We start from the raw sequence: 21,762 nt of genomic DNA, 5'->3' as shown, positions 1-21,762 counted from the left end.
CATCAGCCGGGTCGGCAGCGGCGGCATGCCGGGGCCGTCCGAATAGACGGCGCCGAAACGCTCCTCCAGCACCGGCCAGTCGATCGCCTGCGCCAGCCGCACCAGCTCGTGCTTCATGTTGATGATTTGGTCGAGCCGGGAGCGGAACAGGTCCTGCTCTCCCGTCTCGCGCTTCTCGCGTGGCCTGGACATTCGCTGTCCCCTCGATTCGCCGCCGCCGAACCGAGTGAATCACGCTCCGCGCCACAAGGGAATCGCAAAACCGAATTGCAGGAAAACAGCGTCCAAATACCGCTAATCCTGCAATTCCAAAGCCGCTATCCGCCTCAATCAACAGGCCAGATCAATGGCTTGCGGATAGTTCACGGCCGACTCACTATTTCTATGCTGAACAGTCTCGCCTGAGTATATGTTTTAGCTAGTCGCTAATTAGACGGAATTCTGCCAGTCTGCATTCCCCCCTGATCTGATGTAGAGCAGCTTCCAAGTGGGAATTAGCCCCCCATCGACCGGATCGGGCGACACGAACATGCGCTGAAGGCTTGGCGGAACGGCTACTGGGACCATGATGCTACTCGAATGCAAGATAGTGTCAGAACGTCCCGGGAAGGCTGCAGGCAGGGGATGTCAGGTCAATCAGCCTATAGATATGATACCGCCCATTCGCTGAGACTTCACGATGGGCATAGGAGGTGGGAATTCTTGCCTTGAGATGGACGCGGCTGTCGGAGCAGGCGAGCACGGCAGCAGCGATGGCCTGAACCTTCGGGCCGCTGACAAAAACGTTCACCACCGCACGCGAGCCGAACCCGTCGAGATACGTCTCGAAAGCATCGAGGTGGGCCATCAGCCCGAAAGCCTGGATGTCGCGAACTTCGCCATCTTCGAGCCGGTGGGTTTCACGTACCTTGGCCACCTGTTGATCGAGCAAAGCATCGATATGCGCATTCTTGTCGCTTCTTGGGACGAGGAGCGAGATCCGTTCCGGACTGACGATATCGATCAATCCGTAGAATACGTCGGCATCTCCTCCGATCCCCACGAGCAGGACTTTCTCTTCGCCCATTCCTCCGCTGCCTTGAAGATGAGGGACGGTGACGTATCGGTCCAAGCCGCTGGAAAAATCCTCTTTGCCGATCGCGTTCCCGTAGATACCTTCGGCGTACCCGAATTCGAGAGACTGAATCGACATTTTCTTGAATGCCACCGCAATCAGCCATTGGATGTAGATTCGCGGCATCGTCGAGCACTCGACGAAAACCTTCCGCAGGCTTCCTTCGTATGAGCCACATGAAGCGGCCATCTGAGTGAGCAGGTGATCGAGGAGATTGATGTTCTTCTGATACTCGATGGAAGGCTCGAGGGTGATCACAGTCACTTCGACGCCCCATCGGGTACCCATAGCGATGAGCTTTCGCCGGTTTTCTTCGACGGCTGGGACGTTCGCTTCCTTCAGAGCAAAGTCCAGAACCACGATCTTGCCGACCTTCAGGTCAAGATGGTTTTCGAACGCGGCGAAACGCGTTTCCCATCCAAGCGCGACGATCGCGATATCTGCCTCCATCGTTTCGCAGGTACCTGCATCTCTCGCCTTCTCGGTGACGGCCAGATGGCCGAAGACTCGATACTCGACAGTTGAAGCGGTCATTCGAGATCGCTCTCGAAAAGCGAGTGCTGGAATTCGGTCTTGAGTGCGGGCCGCGCGACGAGCTCCTTAAACACCGAGTCGGCCCAGTCTTCTGGGAGCCGATGCCTGGTAAAAAGCAGGTCGACCATCCGCGCCGCAGGGATTGTGTTGATTTCGTACGGGCCGCGATAGGAGAACCCGAAGTAAGGTGCAAATCGCCGATGCAATCTGATCATCATCTCCTTCGATGCGGGGTCGGCGCGGTCCACCTCAAAGTTGCCGGCGGCGGAGACCTCCCGGATAAACCCATCCCTTTCCGCCCGACGCAGGACCTCGTCCAGTTTTCCGCTGGGTTGCTCCAGTCGGTTCACCAGCGAGCGCATTTCCTTTAGATCAACCCTGAAAATGCCTCTCTCTGTCGTTCCTAGAGCATTTTCTTCGGCAAACTCTGTCTGGAGGCGAGCGGTCAGGTAACCCAACGCCCGCACCATGCGCACGCTCTCTTCTTCGTACGGATGTGAAAGCGCCTGAAGTCCATCAAGCTTCCGTTGAGAGGCGGCGTTCACAGCCTGTCTCTGCTGTTCGAGATGAATCTGTAAATCCGAGTTGATGAATTCCACCAGTTTTCGTGGATCACTGGAACTCGGAACACTGCGGCGGAAGATCTCTCCCATTATATCAAGGAAATCGCGTATACAGACGTCGCTCAATGATGTGATGATCTGGTGCCCTACGTACGGGTAGTCATGCAGACGCAGCATCTGGCACGCTTTCAGAAAAGCCCATCCCTGTTTCCGGGCGATCGACCTCTTCAGATTTGAAGCATCCGCCTTGCTCATGGGCCGGCGCTTAATTTCCGGGTTCATGAGCGCGAGCGCCAGCCCTTCGGCATAAGGGCGCGCTTTTCGATCAAGAAGGAATTGCTGCTGATCCGCCGTCCTCAAATTCACGGAGAGGAATTCACGTGCTGCATCAGCAAGTGCCACAAGCTCTTCTCTGCCCTCGGAATGACCCGATATGATAACCCGCTCGATGATGTCATTGACGGAAAGCCGCCCCAGCCGGTTTTTGAGCGAAAACGCGCTGAGCGCATCGTTGCGCTCGAGATCACTCCGCAGATGGTCAGGAAGCGCATAGTACAGCCGAAGCGACGACACGTTCTCGCACAGCGTGGCGAACTCCCTCGGATCGACTGAATCAAGATTCTCGACGTCCCGGTCAGCATTCGAGAGCGACTGGCCGGGTATGATCGTCCGGATCGTGTCGTAGAGGCCGCCGATGTAGGCGAGGACCCATTTCACGTTGCCGCGCGTCTTTCTCACCAAGGTGTTCAGGAACTGCTGTTGGAGCGGTGTCAGTGCTTCACAGTCGTCAATCAGTATCTTGAAGAAGGGCGCCCTGTCACCGGCGAAAGATGGGCCATTTAAAAGTGGAGTGATCGCGGTCGCGACCTTGTTAATGATCGCGCCAGGGTCTGTTGCTCTGAAGCCGGTCGCTCCGGCATCGGCGGCAAAGAAGAACGCGTTGAAGCATTCGTCGACGTACCGGGTTATCCCACCCCGCAGCTCATCGATGCTGAAGAAGTCGAGACGGGCAGGTTGGGGTATGAAGTGCAGCACTTCGCGATGCAGTGCCAGGGCGACGTCCCTATCTTCGGAGGCCCGGTATTTCAAGTGGCCGTCGCGTCTGAGCTGGCCGATGCTCTCGAGCAGGCGTTCGACTATCTTCAGCTCCAGATAGTGAGAGAAGATTACGAATTGCCGCGGGATCACGGCGGCCGTGTCGAAGCGTATCCGCTCCGGAATGAGGTTCAGAACGGCGTTGTCGATTAGGGGCGAGAATGTCTCATTGAGCTGGAAGAAGACGCCATACCAAGCGAGCTTGCCGACTTGGTCCGAGAGACTTTTGTCTTCAAGAATATGGACTGTGGAAAGCGAGCGAAGAATGCTGGTCTTGCCGCTGCCTCTCGTCCCTGCGACGAAGACCGGCTTGGCGGCGGCAGAAATCAACGCCGACTTCTGACTGAACCACAGTATCGGGCGGCTTTCGTACTCGATCCTGTTGGGGCCGAACGGATTCTCCATCGCTATTCGTCCCTTACCTTAATGCGCCAAGCCGAGTTTGCCTTGGTGAGGCCGTCTATCTCGATGAAGCGCGCCGCTTGGAGCATCAGAAGAGAGTCTTCCAGATCTAGCCCGAGCTCGGCGGAGGCAGCAATCTCAGTGATCTCGTCCCAGAAGAGTAACCCATTCCCGCGCCTGGTGGCATGGTCGCGCAGTCGGCGCAGCAGGTCAAACGTGTCGTTGTTCAGAAAGGCCTTGCCGTTGGACATGGTCGAAATAAAGCAATGTTCGCCTTCCATGACCGTCCCGTCGGCGACATTGGTGCGGTAGGGTATAAGTCGGATGCCGACGAGCTCTCCCTGATCGGTCGTGAAGAAGACGAGCTCATTGAAACCTGACTGTATCTCTGGTGCTGAGATGCAGATCAATTTGCCGTCCGGAAACCTTGGATCGTTGACGATCTCGACCGGATCAGCATGTATGTGTCCATGCAGGTAGACGATAGGCTTGTTGCCCTGCAGCAGCTGAGTTCTGACAAATCCGCTGTTGAGCATCTCCGCGTATGGCGTAATGCGCGGAGTCTTTTGTGGCAGCAGATTGTGATGGCCGATTATGATGCCGTAACGCATGTCGGGCTGCTGGAGCAATTCCTGTAGGCCTGCAAGCATCTCACGCGAGATGTATGGCGTGTCCATCTGACCGTAATACTCGTCGTCGGACGCCTCCTTGTCTGGATCGCTGGGAGGTGTCGCGGGCGAATGTCCCGAGATGTCCGGCGAGCCGAGATCTAGAGGCTCTGTAGAAGGACTGAGTGCCTCGAGACGATCACGAAGGAACGCGGGAAGGTTTTGAAGCTCCCAACTGCCTATCGCTGTGTTGACGAGGATGAAGTTTGCGCCTGCGGATCCTGTCGGAAGTCTGAAGTGCACGGGTTGGTCCACGGGAACGGTCTGCCAACCCAAGCGGGCGGCTAAACTCGCCATTTCGCTGAATTTCTCAGTCGGTCCAAGTTCGCGCGCGTCATCACGGTTCACATCGTGATTTCCCGGTACGAATATCAACGGAAGCGCCTTTGAACTGCGTCCCTGTGCGCGGCAGAGCAACGTGAAATGCTGGAATGCCGAAGCAATGAAGGTCTTGTCGCCACGGCTCGTGAAATCCCCCATGAAGGCGATCGAATCCAAGGGCTTCGAAGTCGTCAGCCGCCGAAGTTTCGTCAAGACGGCACGCAGCGAAGACGCGCGTAGCTTCTGCGTTATTTTCGGAGCGAACTTGCTATCCTTGGCATCGATGTTGCTAGAGGAAGGATGCCAGTCCGGATAGTGAATATCGCCTACTTGAAGGATTCGCACCCGCCGCATAACTCGCCCCCCTGCCGAGAGCCATAGACTAATCCGTTCGCTTTTGCCAAGCGCGAACGATCATCCGCAGTGTCCTTAACGAGGTAGCCTGCACTTTTCGAGAATTGCCACGGCGGCTATTTTTCGGCTGTGAAGCACACGAGACCCGTGACGTGAGACCCAGTTGCTCAATGCCCAGTTGCTCAATGAGCTTTCTTACGAATAAGGGAGAATTTCCGCGGCCGGACTATCTCTGAGCGAGCGTGCATGACTGCCAACGGAAGGTCTTGCACGCACCCTTGCGATCTTGAGCAATGGTCGCCATGACTTTCTTCTTGCAGGCTTTTGAGTGGCCCAGCCTGCGATCACCAGACCCCACCGATTCTAAAGAGCGTGGCAGATGGGATAGTCGAGGTTGCCCGTGCACAGTCACGCTCAGGGCTTGCGCCGCCCAGAGGACACGCTGAAAAGGCAGATTGGGGCGCAAGCACGCCATTCACGAGAGGTTCGACATGAAGACCATGCAAGAAAAAGACATTCCGGCATTCGTACAAGCAGTTGTGGACGCCGGCTGCAAAATTTGCGCGATTGGCAACTTGGGATACGTCTTTGGCGATGCTGATTTCACGCCAGCGCAACGGAGGGCCGTCGAGCCACAGCTGCGTAGGATTGCTGAAATCTACGGCGAACGCGATCATCTCATGAACGAGATAGCTGTATATCTGCGGTCGATCGGACGCCATGTCGAGGTTGAGCCGAAGACAGGTATTTCCTGATGGCCGTGATCGCGAGAAGCCGTCTTCCAACCTCTGAATCCTAAAGGAGGTGACCCCCAAGGCCGTTCGTCACCTTCGACCAGAATAACCACATCCGTGACCGCCTGAGCTACTTGGTCGATACGCGCACATGGCCAATACAGTTTCTCCATCCTTCACGAAGCGAATGAGGCTTTGGCCATTCAGCCCCGGTCTACGGGGCGTGACTTGTCCCCGATGCATGCGCGAGCTCTCCGCCCGGCTGGCCGCCGGTCGTCGCCACCGGCCGAAGGCGCCCGAATGCGCTTGACAAGATAGCGTCAGCCCGTTCAACCTAAGGCATTCACCAGGGGAGTCCCGGCAAGGGGCTGAGATACTGCTGGCTTTCGCGGCGCAGTGACCCGTTGAACCTGATCCAGTTCATACTGGCGTAGGGACGGTGCAAGCGCTTTGCGGGAGTTTACGCCCGAGGTCCTGTTGCAGCAGGTCTACAGAAGCGTCTTTTCATCCTTCCGGCACAGAACTGGGTCTCCAATGCATGAGCAAAGGAGCCTCACGATGAATGCCCTCACCCCCGCCGTATCGACGGGACCACTGCCCGCCTCGCGGAAAATCCACAAGCCCGGCGTCCTCTACCCGCAGATCAGGGTGCCGATGCGCGAGATTTCCGTCCATCCGACGGCCGGCGAACCGCCCGTCACCGTCTACGATCCGTCCGGCCCCTACACCGATCCATCAGTCGAAACCAGCATCGAAAAAGGCCTTGCCCGGCTTCGCCACGAATGGGTCACGGCGCGTGGCGATGTCGAAGCCTATGACGGCCGCCACGTCCGGCCGGAAGACAATGGATTCGCCACCGGCGAGCGCCTGACACCGGAATTTCCGATACGCAATCGGCCGCTCAAGGCCAAGCAGGGCAAGGCGGTGACCCAACTTGCCTATGCGCGCGCCGGCATCATCACGCCAGAAATGGAGTTCGTAGCCATCCGCGAGAATCTCGGCCGCGAGGTGATGCGCGGCAAGCTGCAACGCGACGGCGAAGCCTTCGGCGCGGCGATCCCAGATTTCGTCACACCCGAATTCGTGCGCGACGAGGTGGCGCGCGGGCGCGCAATCATTCCCGCCAACATCAATCATCCCGAGAGCGAGCCGATGATCATCGGTCGCAATTTTCTGGTCAAGATCAACGCCAACATCGGTAACTCGGCTGTCACATCGTCGATGGCCGAAGAGGTCGAAAAAATGGTCTGGGCTATCCGCTGGGGCGCGGACACGGTGATGGACCTGTCGACCGGCCGCAACATCCACAACATCCGCGACTGGATCGTGCGCAATGCGCCGGTGCCGATCGGTACGGTGCCGCTCTATCAGGCGCTGGAAAAGGTCAACGGCATCGCCGAGGATCTGAACTGGGAGGTCTACCGCGACACGCTGATCGAGCAGGCCGAGCAAGGCGTCGACTATTTCACCATCCACGCCGGCGTGCGGCTGCACTACATCCCGCTGACCGTCGACCGGGTCACGGGCATCGTCTCGCGCGGCGGCTCGATCATGGCCAAATGGTGCCTGCACCATCACCGGGAGAGCTTCCTCTACGAGCATTTCGAGGAGATCTGCGACATCGCCAGAGCCTATGACGTCTCCTTCTCGCTCGGCGACGGCCTTCGTCCCGGTTCAATCGCCGATGCGAACGACGCGGCGCAATTCGCCGAACTGGAAACACTTGGAGAACTCACCAAGATTGCCTGGGCAAAGGACTGCCAGGTGATGATCGAAGGCCCGGGCCATGTCCCCATGCACAAGATCAAGCAGAACATGGACAAGCAGCTCGCAGTGTGCGGTGAGGCGCCGTTCTACACGTTGGGGCCGCTGACGACCGACATCGCGCCGGGCTATGACCACATCACCTCAGGGATAGGTGCCGCCATGATAGGCTGGTTCGGCACCGCAATGCTTTGCTACGTCACGCCGAAAGAGCATCTCGGCCTTCCCGACCGCAACGACGTCAAGATTGGCGTGATCACCTACAAGATAGCCGCCCATGCAGCCGATCTGGCGAAGGGCCATCCGGCAGCGAAAACCAGGGATGATGCCCTTTCGCGCGCGCGCTTCGAGTTCCGCTGGGAGGACCAGTTCAACCTGTCGCTCGACCCCGAAACCGCACGGTCCTTCCACGACCAGACCTTGCCCAAGGAGGCGCACAAGCTGGCACATTTTTGTTCGATGTGCGGGCCGAAATTCTGCTCCATGCGCATTTCCCACGACATCCGTGCCGAGGCCCAGAAGGAAGGCATGGCGGCAATGGCGGCAAAATACCGGGAGGGCGGCGATCTCTACATGCAGGCGGACGAGACTGGCGTACCGGTCGTGCCAGAGGCTCCCAAACCATCATGAGGGTGCTCGTCAAAGGGGCCGGCGTTGCCGGCCTCACCGTCGCTTTCGAACTCGCCGCCCGCGGCGCGACGGTCACCGTCGCCGAGATGCGGCATGGCCTTGGTGGCAACGCGTCGTGGTTCGCCGGCGGCATGCTGGCGCCATGGTGCGAGCGCGAAAGCGCGGAGCAGCCGGTGCTGGATCTCGGACGCGATGCTGCCGACTGGTGGGATGCGGTGCTGTCGGGTCAGGTGACACGGGCCGGGACATTGGTCGTGGCCGCGCCGCGTGATGCCGGTGAGCTTGACCGGTTCGCCAGTCGCACGTCAGGGCATCGGCGCGTCGATGAAAACGAAATTGCGCTCCTGGAACCCGACCTCGCCGGCCGCTTCCGGCGTGGATTGCTCTTCCCCGACGAGGCTCACCTCGACCCACGCCCGGCGATGGCGGCACTTCATGACAAGCTTGCGACCATGGGTGTCAAATTCCACTTCGGCTGCGACGCCCGGCCTGTTTCGGGATTCGCCCGTCAGATAGACTGCATGGGAATGGCAGCGGCCGATGACAGGCTGCGCGGTGTTCGCGGCGAAATGCTGATCCTTCGCACGCCTGATGTCTCGCTGTCGCGGCCGGTCCGTTTGCTTCATCCACGCTTTCCGCTTTATGCCGTGCCGCGCACCGATCACCGTTTCATGATCGGAGCGACGATGATTGAAAGCCAGAGCGCCGGACCGGTGACGGCGCGTTCCATGATGGAGCTGCTGGGCGCCGCCCATGCCCTCCATCCGGCCTTTGGTGAGGCCGAGATCGTTGAAACCGGTGTGGGTGTCCGTCCGGCATTTCCCGACAATTTGCCACGCGTCGAAACAGACGGTGAGATCATCGCGATCAACGGTCTTTATCGTCACGGTTTTCTCCTCGCCCCCGCCATGGCGCGCCAGGCTGCCGACCTGGTTTTCAGTCAAGACAGAACCAAGGAGCATGCTCATGAAACTGATGGTCAACGGCGAGGCGCGTGAGATTGCCGCCACCACGCTGGCCGAGTTGCTTGCCGCGCTCGACTATGAGGGCGATTGGCTCGCCACCGCCGTCAACAGCGACCTCGTGCACAAAGCCAACCGCGCGGAGTTCCAGTTGAGCGACGGCGACCGGATCGAAATCCTCTCGCCCATGCAGGGCGGCTAGCATGTTGGAGCTTTATGGAACCGAGCTTTCGTCGCGCCTGCTTCTCGGCACGGCTCAGTATCCTTCGCCGGCCATCCTTGCCGATGCAGTCAAGGCATCGGGCACGTCGGTGGTGACCGTCTCGTTGCGGCGTGAGATGGCGGGCGGTAGGGCCGGCGAACAATTCTGGTCGTTGATCCGCTCGCTGGGCGCCAGAACCCTGCCCAATACCGCCGGCTGCCTCTCCGTCAAGGAAGCCGTCACCACCGCGAAAATGGCGCGCGAGGTCTTCGGCACCAACTGGATCAAGCTCGAAGTGATCGGCAATCACGACACGCTACAGCCGGATGTGTTCGGTCTGGTTGAAGCCGCCCGCATCCTGTGCGAGGACGGCTTTGCGGTATTCCCCTATACCACCGACGATCTCGTTGTCGCCGAGCGGCTGCTGGAAGCGGGCTGCAAGGTCCTGATGCCGTGGTGCGCACCGATCGGTTCCGCCTTGGGACCGGTCAACATGACGGCGCTGCGCTCGATGCGCGGATATTTCCCTGGCGTCCCGCTGATTGTGGATGCGGGGCTCGGACGGCCGTCGCACGCGGCCACCGTCATGGAACTCGGCTTTGACGCCGTGCTCCTGAACACAGCGGTCGCCAAGGCGGCAGATCCGGTCGGCATGGCGCGTGCTTTCGGTAAGGCGGTCGACGCCGGTCGTGAGGCGTTCAGTTCGGGAATGCTCGAACCGCGCGACGTCGCCGTGCCATCGACACCGATGGTCGGCAGGGCCGTTTTTTCATGAAGCTCGATCCCTTCTACCTGATCGTCGACAGCGCCGCCTGGATCGAAAGGTTGGCGCCGCTCGGCGTCAAGCTGATTCAGCTTCGCATCAAAACCATGGATGAAACCGGGCTGCGCGCGGAGATCCGCAAGTCGAAGGCCTGGTGTGTCCAACACAAAAGCCAGCTCATCATCAATGATTATTGGCGCCTGGCAATCGAGGAAGGCTGCGATTTCGTGCATCTGGGCCAGGAGGATTTGCAAACGGCCGACCTCTCGAGGATACGGGCAGCGGGCGTCAGGCTCGGATTGAGCACGCATGATCATGTCGAGCTGGAAACGGCCATGTTTGCCGAGCCCGACTATGTCGCGCTCGGTCCGATCTATCCCACCACTTTGAAGAAAATGAAGTGGGCACCGCAAGGGCTAGAGCGGATCAGCGAGTGGAAGCGGCGGGTGGCGCCGATCCCATTGGTCGCCATCGGCGGCCTCAACCCCGACCGCCTCGACGGCGTCTTTGAGGCCGGCGCCAACAGCGCCGCAGTGGTCACGGACATCACGTTGAGCTTCGACCCCGAAGCGCGCACGCGAGAATGGATCGAAAAGACGGACCGATGGCGATGAGACGAGAACCGCATGTGCTTGTCGTTGGCGGATCAGATTCCAGCGGGGGTGCTGGAATAGCACGCGACATCGAGACGATCTCTGCCGTTGGCGTGCGCACCTGTCTCGCCGTCACAGCGCTAACGGTGCAAACGCACGACGCCGTGATCGAAATCCATCATTCGCCACCCAGCATGGTGGCCAATCAGATGTGTGCCGCGCTACAGGCCAACGACGTAGCCACAATCAAGATCGGCATGCTGGCGACTGCCAAGATCATTGTTGCCGTTGCCGCAGTGCTGCGCAAATTTCCGCAAGTGCCGGCAGTACTCGACCCTGTGCTGGCCTCCACCTCAGGCCGCGCACTTCTGGAAGCAGGCGCTATCGCTGCCATGAAGCGCGATTTGATGCCGCTTTGCTGCATTGTCACGCCCAACCTTCCTGAACTGGCGCTCCTTACTGGTTCCGAACCGGCTTCGGATGAGGACGGTGCGCTCCAACAAGGACAAAGACTGCAGGCCGTCGGCCCTCAGGCCCTGCTGATCAAGGGTGGGCACGCGTCGGGTCCCCGATCGGCCGATATTCTGTTACGCTCCGATCATGAACCCATCCACTTCGACACGCCGCGCCTTGCTATATCGATGCGCGGAACAGGTTGCATGCTGGCCAGCGCGATTGCGGCGCATCTGGCGAAGGCGAAGTCGCTCGAAGATAGCGTGCGCGAAGGCAAGCTGTTTGTGTTCGAGAAGCTTCAGAAATGCCGGCTGAATAATCACAACGTTCTGCGTCCAGCCAAGCAGACCCATTTTCCAGAATTTTTCCAGTAGCGAGACTGGAGGGCTACTGCTTCTCTATGCCATCCTTACAACGCGTTGAGTTCCACTGTGCCGTCCAGAATTATCTGTCGTTGTCCAGAATTAAGCCGGGCTTAGAACTGAAACGAACCCGCCGAAAGGTACGAGCGGCCCTCACTCGATAAGGGTTACCAAACCTATTCCTGTGGGCTACCAATCCGCGTGGTGGGTGGCCTTAGGTTACCAATCAGTGTGGCGTCCGGAATTATCTGCCTCTCTCCGGAATTAAGCCGAGATTAGAAGATCGGTGCGGTATTGCGCCCGGTCAAACCGTGTCGATTTGCGGCGTAGCCGACGTGTCTCACGCTTGGCGGCGTCGCACGCTGGTCCCGATTGTCGCCCGAATATCTGCCTACCGGCGACAGTGAATGCGCCAAGCTAGACCTTCGTCGATAGGGCGGCTCCGGTTTACCAATCCTGTCGTCCTAGGTTGACCAATCCGTTGTCGACCGTGAGCGGGTTTACCAATAAGGGCGGCTATATTCTGCGCAAACCCAATCACCTGATGCCAATCCAGAATTAATCGTCATTAAGGGCATTGGTAAACTCAGTCTGAAACCCCACCCTTAGCCAGAAAACTCTCCTGTTTTCAATCGCATAGCCCGCCCGCCAGCAACCGATAATTCGGGACCGGTAAACCCGTGAAAGGCCCAATAATTCCGGACGTCACACCAGTCTGCCCTTTTATGCGACTTTTCGAGCACAGACCGGGAACATCTGACCGTTTCCATTCATCGCCCAAGGCCGGTTTAGCGCTGGAAAAGCCAAAGTGCGGGAGTAAGAATGGCCGCAACGGGGCCGGAAGCCGTCGGTCAGCTTTCGGGGAGTGATCCCGGTAAGTTCGCAACTCATTCGCTTCTTTTCTGCAGTCCCCGCCATTACGAGTTGGCGGTGTCGGTCGCCGAGGGGATCAACGCCATTACTGCGGCTAGTTCGGCCCTCCGGACGAGGAATGGCATGCGCGTCGTCCCATAGTGCTTGGCAAGATGGAAGCGGTGCATGCCTCCTACGATGTGAACTTGGCCTTGGTACTCGCCGAGCAAAGGCGGTGTGACACCGCGGCCATGCAGCCATCGGTAGGCGATCCCACAGCTCTTGCTCTTGTAACGTTGATGCCAAGGACCCTTGTCCCTGCTGGCGGCGTAGGTAAGCCTGCCGCCAACGTCAGTGACATCAGCGTCGATAAGAATGAAATCCGTCGAAGCGTGGTCGCTGGGATCATCGCCGTCGAACGCGAGATAGAAGTTTGCAGGATCGCAGTCCCATATCGCAGTCAGTGCAACCGGAATGTTCTTTCTTCCTTTGCACCAGATGTCGACCTTGCGTTTCTCCTGAGCGCGGGCGACCTCGAAGGCTTCGTCTAGTTTTCCTTCCGCGACATCCATGGCTGTGATGACGTTCAAGCCAAGGGCCGTCAGACGGTTGATCTCGTCCACGTTCGCCATGCCTTCTCCTCTGGCAGCAGATTATTATCCACCGTTGGAAGATGCGGCGGCAATCCAAGCCTGAGGCACGAGGGCCTGTCCACGCCATTCCTCAATCAACTTGACTCCGGGAAGCTTGCCCCAGACGTCCTCATCTGCATGATCCAGCACGATGATCTGGAGGCGACCTTTCGCGGCCATGACCTCAGCGCCTAGGAGCGCAAAGACCTTCCTGACGGCGACCACGTCCTGATCCCTCCACGCGATGAGGTCGGGGCCCTCGTCGCCCGCCGCCCGCTTAGGAAAATAGACTTGGCTAGGTTGGTCGAAGATCAGCTGACCAGGGACTGGGTGATGAGGTTCGGCCAGGAAGTAGTGCTGCAGCGCAAGCATTAGTGCGACGTGATACGCGAGCCAATTGGCGCCGCTGCCAATCTCCCACAGGTAGTCCTCACGCGTTCCCCTAGTCACCTTGACGGTCAGGTCTTCAATCAACAGCCTAATCGGGGCCTCGGGCCACTCCGCGTCAAGCTGCGGAATCAGCCGATTGGCATGATGGGAGACTTGGTGCAACGCGTTGAATAGCTTGCGCTGGATGTCGGCCTCGGAGATCGTCTTTTGCAGCGTTGCAATATCGGCCTGCAGCGAGGTGAGTTCCTGCCGCAAATCCGACGACTGGTCGGCGCGGTCGTAGACGTGCAACGCCTGCTCCAATCGACCGAGGAAGCGCTCAAGCCTATCGAAGCGATTGGCCTCGTCTCGGGCGACGTCAGAGTCCCGTTCCAGCACCGCTATCTCGCTACGGACATCGTTCAACTCAGATAGGACCGCTTCAGCGGCGCCGCGCTGGCGCAGGATTTCCTTGTCAAGCGTGTTAGACATCGCAGGGTGGGTCCGCAGTCGGATCTCCAGACCGCCGAGGTTGTCGCAAAGGGCCAAGACCTTCTCGCGGCCGCCGTCCCCGAGTGCGACCAACGGATCGGCGAACTCGTCGGCCAAGTCCCTCAGCCACGTGGAAAGGTCCAAGCGGTCACGTTGGATGCGCATGGCGTCGCCGTACGCCTCGCTGCTCTCCACCAGACGGCGCAGTTCGTTCAGGCGCTGACGATGCTCGGTAAGTCGCGCGGCGATTTCAGTTTCCGACGCACGAAGGGTTTCCAGACGCGTCAGCACCACATCGATGCCGGCCAGGCTTGGTCGAGCAAGACTTGAGTTGCTGTTCGACACGCGCCGAAGCAGGTCAACAACGTCACTCCAGTCCTTCGGCACTTCAGTGGAGGAATCGACTAGGCCAAGTTCGACTGCCTGACGCAGCCACGCCTCCGCCTCCGCCCGCCAAGCGCCAGTTGCCGACACGATCGCGCGTAGCTCAGCCTCCTTCCGGCGGAGGTTGCGCTGGAGCCGATCGATCTCAAACCGCGCCTGGAGAATCTTTGCCGTGACCGCGCCCAGAACGTACGGGAAGATGGTCTTTAGCTTCTCCCGGTGTTCCGTCGTATCGGCCTTGAAAAACATCACGTCGGGATTGGCGATCACGTTCTGAGGTTGGAACGTGAAGGCCATGAGGTCGCGGAAGCTTGGCCTTTGCTTGAATCCATTCTCTGTACCTGGTTCGAAGTCGAGGTCAGTCAGTCCTGCCAGGCGGTTCATCGCGCGCTTGACCGTGTCGACATTGGTGGTCTTGTCGGTGATCGTCTCCGGAATTTCGACCTGTGCGCCCTCCAGCAGCACCATGTCGCCTGTGCTCTGTTGGTCCCCCGGTTCGCGTCGCGCCAAGAGCTTTTCGCCCTCCAGCGTCTCGATCAGAATGCCGAACCAGCTGCAGTTCTCGCGGATTACGCCCACCGGAATCGCGCATTTCTCCGAGCCCAGACAGTAATCAACAATAGGGATAACGGCGGACTTCCCGGTCTTCGACGCGCCGCTGATGACGTTGACGACACCGGGCTCGAACTTGACGACCCGCGGCGCTGCACCATTGCGGGGCCAAAGGATCAGTTTTCGAAGCTGGAAATACATCTAGAACTCCACCCGTAACAGGTTGGCCACCTGCGCGGTCCCCAGGTTCGAAAACCAGAAACCCAATTTCTCCGAGGCAGGTCCGAGGTGCTTGACGCGCTCTGGAAGGACGAGCCTCCTCGGTTTCGGTTCTGGTACGTTTGCTCTTAAAGTAGCATCCTTGTAATCCACGGACAGCAGCCGCCCGCTCACACCGACAGCGGCCGATTGCAATGTCAGAGTACGCAGCAGCAGCGCTCGCTCGTGGACGGCGAGGAGTTGTTCCCGTTCCTTCCCGAGCTTGGCCGCGAAGAGCGCCAGTCCAGAGGGTCGGTTTGTCGAAGTCACGATTTCGAGCGTTGCGCGATGCAGGACGATTGGCAGCACGAGAAACGCCAAGGCGAACGGCGCTGGACGTTCGTCCTCAGCCTGGAAACCTTGGCCAAATTGCCACAATGCGAAAGCCCCAAGTCCTGGATTCTGGACAAGGGCGAGGTCGCTGAGCGGTAGGTGCGATCGGCCAGCCTCAATCAAGTCGCTGGCTCCAAAAGAGTCTGGTAGTCGGGATGCCAGCCGAGGCGCAGGCCGTGGGCAAGGGCGTTGAATGATCCGTGGACGAAATGACCGGGGACGACTCGACCATCGAGTGGAGGCTGCAACTGCGCGCAGCGCCTGTAAACTATTCTACCACGAACCGTTGCGGGGTGTCCGGCCTGTATGTCGTGCACCTCTGCACTGACGTGCTCATAGCGACCGACAAGATCATCGTCCCAGTCACTTAGGTTCTTCTCAAAGATTAGCCCGCTTTCGCCCCAGATCGAGATGTCGGCGAGCGTCCTAAGGTAATCGCTAACAGCCCGGACGCACGCTTCGTCTCCCACCTCGATCAGCTCGAGTTGGCGGACGAAGGCGGGACGGTCGGCGATCAATTGTTCGATGGCCTCGACAGGCGGTTGCTTGGTGAAAGACGACAGCAGCCCTGGAAGGTTGTTCTTCTGAACAAATGCTCTTTGCTCGGCCTGAAACGCGTCCACGTCCAAGATGGCGGGCTTGCCAGCTCTAATCAGCCTGTCCGCCGCCTCCTTCGCAGCGCCGATCGCGCGTTCGCACACTAGGTCGATGATGAGCGGAGAGACCGTCGGCTTGAAGATCGCGCGTATCGGATCGACGGGATCTGCATCGACGCTGATAACGGCGAGATTCTTGACCAAGGCGGCGCAATGAGCCGCATCAGCGTTCAGGAAAGCTTGGACGTCGGCGTCGCATGCCGGTGCAGCTTTCAGCTTGCTGTGGGCTTTGGCGAGGTTAGCGACCAGCGCCTCCACGTCGGCATCTGTTTTCGCGTCGTTCAGCGCGATCGCGAAGGCACCCGCCTTCACCGGTGTGACATATAGCCGGAAATGGCTGGTCGCCGGGTCGATCTCTCCCGCCGCCATGAAGCTGAGCCAGTTGGCCAGAGACTTCCACAGGTCCGCAGCCCAGTCGGATATCGGATTTTGCTTCAGTGCGCTCTTGCTTTGCTCAAGAACGACTTCGCCGCCGACCAGGTGAACCGCCACATCGTCTAAATGTTCAAGAGAGACCAAGGCGCCGCTAGGCGCGTTGAGCAGGTGAAAGCAAAGGCGTACAGGTTGAAGCGCATAGCCGAGGTATTGGCCAGCGGCGCTGTGTTTTCCCGTTTGCGTCTTCGCGTTCATTGCCCATCCCGTTCTCCCGAGTCGCACCGGAAGAAGCCAGTAACGATATTGGTATAGTTCGCCGTTGTTTACAATTGGCGCCCCGGCGATAGGACGGCTAGGCGCGATACAATTGCTGTTTAGGGCCAGCTCTCGAAGTCCAGATTCGGCAGGACAATGAATTTGCAGGACGTCCATTATGGGCACATCGGGGCCGTCTATGGCTCGGGCGATATGTCCGCTTTTGGACGAACGCGAAGTTTGCCGGAACGTCTGACTTTGGGCGCATACTTGCCGTCAAATTCGGCGTCCTTCACTGGTTCGTTCACGTATTCCGGAGAAAATTACTGTGCGAGTTGATGGATCCTCGTTCCCGGTACGACAGCCTCAGCTATTTCACATAGATGCTTATGGTGCGTCAGGTAGATGACCTGACCTGTGTTTGCCATCGCTCCGAACAGCCTGAAAACCTCCTCCGAGCGAATATGGTCGAACGTCTCCATGATGTCGTCGGCGACGAATGGGACCGAGGGCCGAAATTGCGCGAACTCGTAATAACCGGCGAGTCTTAGGGCAAGGTACAGCTGAAATCGTGCACCCTTTGAAAGCGCTTCGGTGACCTTGGATTGCCCGTCACCCTGCACAGCAATGAGAACCTCACCACCTCTTACAGGCTGGGTTGTCAGCCCCGAATACTGGCCACGCGTCATTAGCTTGAACGCGTCTGATGCGCGCGCCATCATGCCGGAGCGATGGCTCTCACGGTAGATCCGCAAAGCATTGCCAGCCGACATGATGCCAAGCTTCAGCTCTATGTAGCGAACGGCCTTCTCCTCGATTTCCAGCAGGGTTGTGCGCCGTTCAGCATCCAGGCGTGCAACCGCACTATCACCGCCGATGGCGTCCAGCTTGTCGGCCGCGCGCGTCTGCCGGATCAGCTGTTGCTGGATGGTTTCATCGAACAGGCGAAGCCGCTGCTCACCCTCAGCCTTCTCGACCGCGAGGCCGTCGAAATCGATCGCGTCCAGGATCGAGCGGGCCTGCTCGAATCCGTCGACCGCGAGCTCCGCCACTATCCGTTCCTCAAGTTCGGCGACGGTGGTGCGCAAGCCATCGCGCTCACGCAACAGCTCATCGCGTTCGACTACCTCGGGCAGAGTGGCGACACCAAAGACGCCCAGCACCTCGTTCTTGCGGCGTTCGTGTGCCAAAATCTCAGTGTCGAGGATGTCGCGCGCCTCCTTGAGGCGCTTCAGGTCGTTGCCGAGGCTTGCCTTCGTTTCACGTGTCCGCTCGGCACGCTCTAGGCGCTCGGCAAGGCGGATGGCCAACTGCTCCGGGTCGGTATCCTTCGTCGGCTCGTCGGCTTCAACCGCAACGGCGATGACCTCGACCAGAAAATTGGCCCTGTCGGCCTCCATCTTGTCGATACGCAGCTGCAGGTCGTCCCGTTCCTGCAGGCTTCTTGAAAGTTCGGCCAATTGATCGAGCACAGTGCCGACGCCGGATGCGGAGAGCCCGCTTTCGAGCCAAGTTCCCTTGAGTGCTTCGGTAATGCCGGCCAGCCATTCCTCCTCGCGACGCTCCGCCACACCTACTGCAACCCGTCGTGCCGCTAGATCCTCTTCTTTGGAGCTCACCATTCTGAGCGCCTCGGCATACTCGGCGTCCACCTTGCGCTGCCGATCCAGAAACGGCTCCGCGATGGCCATGATTGCTTCGAGGGTGTCGTTGGACTCTGATACAATGCCGACGCTTCCCAGCACTGCTCTCATTTCCAAGCGTATCTGCTCGCCGGCGTCAGCGGCTCGCTCGGCCTTCAAGCGAGCAAGTTCGATCTGCTCCCAGGCAGCGAGCGCATCGCTGCGCGCCTCGATCTGATCCTCGATCCTTTCGATCAGGCGCTCAGACGAAGGTTCCACGGCGTCTCCGAGCAGGTCCCTGGCGGCCGCGCGGATTTCCAACAATTGGGTATCCACATCCTTGCCGAGCTGTGTGCGTTGGATGCCGTTGCGTGACAGGTTGGCCGCGGCCTCGGCCAGCTCGCGCGTAGTTGCCCGGATCTCAGCCAGATCCGCCGCGCCGGCCAGCCGGCCTGCGCTGGCAATGTCATCGCGCGCCAATGCCACGGCGAAGTCGTCAGCGGTGTCACCGGTCAGCGCTGCGCGGTGCGTTGCCCACGCATCATCGCGAACTCGGCGGATGGCGGTAGCCGCTTCATCGTCGACAATGTCGCCCGAGGCACGAAGGGCATCCAATCGTGCGGCGAGCATGGCATGGTTGCCCTCGTATTCAGCAAGGCGTTCGGCAAGTACGGCGGTGTTCCTTGCCAGTTCTGACGCTACCGTCTTCCAGGCGGCAATCTGCCCGGCGCTCGGAACCGCGACGTTGGCGAGAGCGAGGGCATCTCCGTTCCATGGACGCAAGCGCGCGAGCGCCGCCTTCCATCGGATTGTTCCCGCATCTTCCGCCTCGCGAGCCGTCCTAATCTCTGCCTGGTGTCCGCTTGCTCGCGCTTTCGACAAAGCCGAGCCCAGCCTTGCCCTGGCAGGTTCGGGCACCGCCCTTTCCTCGCCGACCCGCTGCCTTGCCACCTGCAGCGCATCGAGTGCCGCCGCGGCTTCGTCGCGAGCGGCACGCATCCCGGTAGCAATCCCGGACCTCTGCTCGACCATGGCGCGAACGACGCCAACGGTGACGGCAGGCAGAAGCAGCGCGCCAGGATCCGCCTCGGAAGATCGGCCCAAGGCGGCAAGGCAGCTCGCCACGCTGTTGTTGAGGATTTGCAGCTCCATCCTGCGAGTGGGCAAGTCAAAGCCAGCCGCGGTATGGCGCACCTTGCTCTCCGCCAGCCCGCGAATGCGTTCGGAAATCGACAGGATCGGTTCGTCCTCGTCGACCGCAGTGACTTTTTCCGCCAGGCGCTCGGTCTCGTCGATGTTTGCGGACAGCCGCGTTCTGAGGCTGGCATCGTCATCGATCAGTTCGGTGACACTTCCCGTCGATGTCCGGGCTGGGGAGGCGATGTCCGGCAGCTGATCCAGCCGGGCAATCTTGCGCCGGATATCCGCCAGCATCGGCGCAGCACGCACGTAACGAGCAAAGGTATCCAGCCTGGCCACCAGCACCGCCCGATCGCTGATGGTTCGGCCGTACTGCTGCGCTGCATCGAGACGTTCGGCCTCCAGGCCCTCGTAGGTTGATGCAAGGGTGTCGATCGCATCCCTGCGCGACTTTACGTCAACAAGGCGCTTCTTCAACAGCGCCAGTTCGGTTCCATGCGCCTGCTTCCGATACAGAGCGTCTGCTTCGGCCTCGAGGGCGTTCAACGTATCACTTGCGTTCCCAAGACCGGCGCTGGCCGTGAACAGAAGCTTGCCGAGGTCGCCCCGCGACTCCAGGATAGATTTTCCGCCGGCTTCCAACGTCTCGTCATCGAGTGAGAACATCGTCGTGTAGGCGTCGCGCGACAGACCGGCGAGATGCGCCGTGATCGCCACCTCGCTTACCGGTTGGCCCGTCGCATTCAATAGCGAATTACTGCGCTGTTTCGTACGCGTGAACGTGTGTTCGGAGCCGGCCAGTTCCAGCACCCCGCCGATGCGCATGGCACTGTACTCGTGCAGGAAGTTGTAGCGGCTCCGTTCCTCGATGCCGAACAGCAAGTCTAGATAGGCCGAAAGCGCAGTCGATTTGCCGGCCTCATTCAGGCCAAACACGATATGCAGATCAGGTCCGGATTCCGGTTTGGGTCCGAAGTCGATCGAACGATCGGTGAACTTTCCATAACGAATGAGGTCAAGGCGCCGCAACCTCATGACGATCCACCGGCCTTAAGGCGGGCAGTCACCAAGTCCGCGCCCTTGGAAAGCACCTGATCGAGGAACTGTTCCAGCCCGGCTTCGTCCGTCCCAGCAAAATCCCGCCCGTCGGCCGGAAGGTCGGCGACCATCTTTTGGACGAACGCCCTCGCCTCAGCGCGGAAGGCCTCCGAGGTGGCATCGGCACGCATTGATTGCTCGAGTTCGAAAATCGGATCAGCAATATCCTCGGCGGTCTCCGTCCGAGGCGGCGCGAGGTCAAGCTCGAGCTTCTCCACCCACGTATGGCCTAGCTGTTCCGCAGCCTGTTCGGCTTCGGCAAGAAGGAGGTCCCTGTCGCGGATCAGCGCCCACATCAGTGGTGACGTTCCTGTCAGGCCAATGCGAGCCACAGCATGACGCGATCGGACGGTTGCCCGCATCTCTTCGAGTGCGAAGCGAACACGCGCGACGGCCTCGGGCCACTCCACCGCTCCGGTAAGGTCGACGCTCACCCGTTCGAACTGCGCAACGCTGGTCAGCCGTTCCTCGATCTCCACCGAACGGTCGTGGCGCACCGTCACCAGGGTGACTGATTTCTCACCGGCCTCGTTGATATCCCTCCCCTGCGGTATTCCCGGCATCACCACGGCACTGGCGCCAGGATGGACTTGGCGAGCATGGATGTGGCCGAGGGCCCAATAGTCGAAACCGTGGGCGTGCAAGTCAGCGATGCTGCAGGGCGCGTAAACGTCGTGACCTGGCGATCCAGCCAGACTGGTATGCATGATGCCTATGTTGACGGCCCCTTCACGAGCCGCCGGATATTTGGTTAACAGGCTGTCCGGCGCCTTAGGGTTCGCAAAGCTCAAACCATGGAATACGACGTCCAGACCGCCGGCTGTCTGCAATACCGACTGAGCACGACCACCAAAGATGGTAACGGTGTCGGGAAATACCAGCTGTTTGGAAATCCGCGACAGGGCGTCATGATTACCGCGGATCTTGAAAACCATGATGCCGGCCTGGTGCAGGCGTGTCATCTGCGCGCCCAAGAACCGCGCTGTCTTCATTGAAGTCTGGTCGCCATCGTATAGGTCGCCAGCAATGACCAACGCGGCCACACGTTCCTCAAGGCAGAGATCCACTATCGAAACGAATGCCTGGCGGCTGGCGTCGCCCACCAGCCCGGCAAGATCGGGATTTCGCATCGCCAGCGAACGAAGCGGCGAGTCGAGATGAATATCGGCCGTGTGTACGAATCGAAATGCCATTCGGCCTCCGCCAGCAAAAGAGGTGTTCCGAGCTTCG

At 59.6% G+C, this 21,762-nt stretch carries 16 protein-coding genes, 1 pseudogene and 1 riboswitch; of the genes and pseudogenes, 7 read left to right on the top strand and 10 right to left on the bottom strand.

The features are described from left to right. The 4 genes and pseudogenes from FJV80_RS31220 to FJV80_RS31205 all read right to left on the bottom strand — a co-directional run. Positions 1–192, bottom strand: a pseudogene (locus tag FJV80_RS31220) (IS5/IS1182 family transposase); the annotation flags it as partial. 400 nt (positions 193–592) lie between these two features. Continuing rightward, positions 593–1,648, bottom strand: coding sequence for a hypothetical protein (locus tag FJV80_RS31215; RefSeq protein WP_063169411.1), 1,056 nt, complete (start codon positions 1,646–1,648; stop codon positions 593–595). After that, positions 1,645–3,711, bottom strand: a complete 2,067-nt coding sequence (locus FJV80_RS31210) for a hypothetical protein (RefSeq protein WP_063169412.1) — start codon at positions 3,709–3,711, stop codon at positions 1,645–1,647. Before FJV80_RS31210 ends, FJV80_RS31215 begins: the two co-directional genes overlap by 4 nt. Before the next feature lie 2 nt (positions 3,712–3,713). Further along, entirely contained in the window at positions 3,714–5,051 is a 1,338-nt protein-coding gene (locus FJV80_RS31205) for a metallophosphoesterase (RefSeq protein WP_063169413.1), read from the bottom strand. A gap of 491 nt (positions 5,052–5,542) precedes the next feature. Between FJV80_RS31205 and FJV80_RS31200 the strand changes: the two genes are divergently transcribed. The 7 genes from FJV80_RS31200 to FJV80_RS31165 all read left to right on the top strand — a co-directional run bounded on the left by FJV80_RS31200 (position 5,543) and on the right by FJV80_RS31165 (position 11,526). Further along, positions 5,543–5,806, top strand: a complete 264-nt coding sequence (locus tag FJV80_RS31200; RefSeq protein WP_082826710.1) for a hypothetical protein — start codon at positions 5,543–5,545, stop codon at positions 5,804–5,806. A gap of 317 nt (positions 5,807–6,123) precedes the next feature. Further along, positions 6,124–6,240: riboswitch (TPP riboswitch) on the top strand. Between the two features lie 103 nt (positions 6,241–6,343). Next, complete coding sequence (thiC, locus tag FJV80_RS31190; protein ID WP_063169414.1) at positions 6,344–8,179, top strand: phosphomethylpyrimidine synthase ThiC; 1,836 nt, start codon at positions 6,344–6,346, stop codon at positions 8,177–8,179. Continuing rightward, entirely contained in the window at positions 8,176–9,177 is a 1,002-nt protein-coding gene (gene thiO, locus FJV80_RS31185; protein WP_063169415.1) for a glycine oxidase ThiO, read from the top strand. The genes thiC and thiO overlap by 4 nt, the downstream gene beginning before the upstream one ends. Beyond that, on the top strand, positions 9,146–9,343 hold the full coding sequence (thiS, locus tag FJV80_RS31180; protein ID WP_024504260.1) for a sulfur carrier protein ThiS: 198 nt from the start codon (positions 9,146–9,148) through the stop codon (positions 9,341–9,343). Before thiO ends, thiS begins: the two co-directional genes overlap by 32 nt. A 1-nt stretch (position 9,344) precedes the next feature. Further along, entirely contained in the window at positions 9,345–10,118 is a 774-nt protein-coding gene (locus tag FJV80_RS31175) for a thiazole synthase (protein WP_024504259.1), read from the top strand. Next, positions 10,115–10,720 carry a thiamine phosphate synthase gene (locus FJV80_RS31170; protein ID WP_063169416.1) on the top strand — a complete coding sequence of 202 codons (606 nt, stop codon included), beginning with the start codon at positions 10,115–10,117 and terminating at the stop codon, positions 10,718–10,720. The genes FJV80_RS31175 and FJV80_RS31170 overlap by 4 nt, the downstream gene beginning before the upstream one ends. Next, a complete protein-coding gene (locus FJV80_RS31165) occupies positions 10,711–11,526 on the top strand; it encodes a hydroxymethylpyrimidine/phosphomethylpyrimidine kinase (RefSeq protein WP_063169417.1) in 816 nt (271 codons plus the stop codon). The genes FJV80_RS31170 and FJV80_RS31165 overlap by 10 nt, the downstream gene beginning before the upstream one ends. A gap of 905 nt (positions 11,527–12,431) precedes the next feature. On the opposite strand, the gene FJV80_RS31160 is transcribed toward FJV80_RS31165, so the two are convergent. The 6 genes from FJV80_RS31160 to FJV80_RS31135 all read right to left on the bottom strand — a co-directional run bounded on the left by FJV80_RS31160 (position 12,432) and on the right by FJV80_RS31135 (position 21,725). Next, positions 12,432–12,998, bottom strand: coding sequence for a hypothetical protein (locus FJV80_RS31160; RefSeq protein ID WP_063169418.1), 567 nt, complete (start codon positions 12,996–12,998; stop codon positions 12,432–12,434). A gap of 24 nt (positions 12,999–13,022) precedes the next feature. After that, complete coding sequence (locus FJV80_RS31155) at positions 13,023–14,996, bottom strand: DUF3732 domain-containing protein (RefSeq protein ID WP_063169419.1); 1,974 nt, start codon at positions 14,994–14,996, stop codon at positions 13,023–13,025. After that, positions 14,997–15,509 (bottom strand): three component ABC system middle component, encoded by a 513-nt coding sequence (locus FJV80_RS31150; protein WP_063169420.1) that lies wholly within the window; start codon positions 15,507–15,509, stop codon positions 14,997–14,999. Next, a complete protein-coding gene (locus FJV80_RS31145; protein WP_063169421.1) occupies positions 15,506–16,672 on the bottom strand; it encodes an ABC-three component system protein in 1,167 nt (388 codons plus the stop codon). Before FJV80_RS31145 ends, FJV80_RS31150 begins: the two co-directional genes overlap by 4 nt. A gap of 323 nt (positions 16,673–16,995) precedes the next feature. Further along, positions 16,996–20,469, bottom strand: a complete 3,474-nt coding sequence (locus FJV80_RS31140) for an AAA family ATPase (RefSeq protein ID WP_063169422.1) — start codon at positions 20,467–20,469, stop codon at positions 16,996–16,998. Further along, the gene (locus FJV80_RS31135) at positions 20,466–21,725 is read right to left on the bottom strand and encodes a DNA repair exonuclease (RefSeq protein ID WP_063169423.1); all 1,260 of its coding nucleotides are present in this window, start codon (positions 21,723–21,725) and stop codon (positions 20,466–20,468) included. The genes FJV80_RS31140 and FJV80_RS31135 overlap by 4 nt, the downstream gene beginning before the upstream one ends. Positions 21,726–21,762: the final 37 nt, after the last annotated feature.

Source organism: Mesorhizobium sp. WSM4310, assembly GCF_007003935.1.
GTDB lineage: Bacteria > Pseudomonadota > Alphaproteobacteria > Rhizobiales > Rhizobiaceae > Mesorhizobium.
This window is presented reverse-complemented; position numbering and strand designations above follow the sequence as displayed.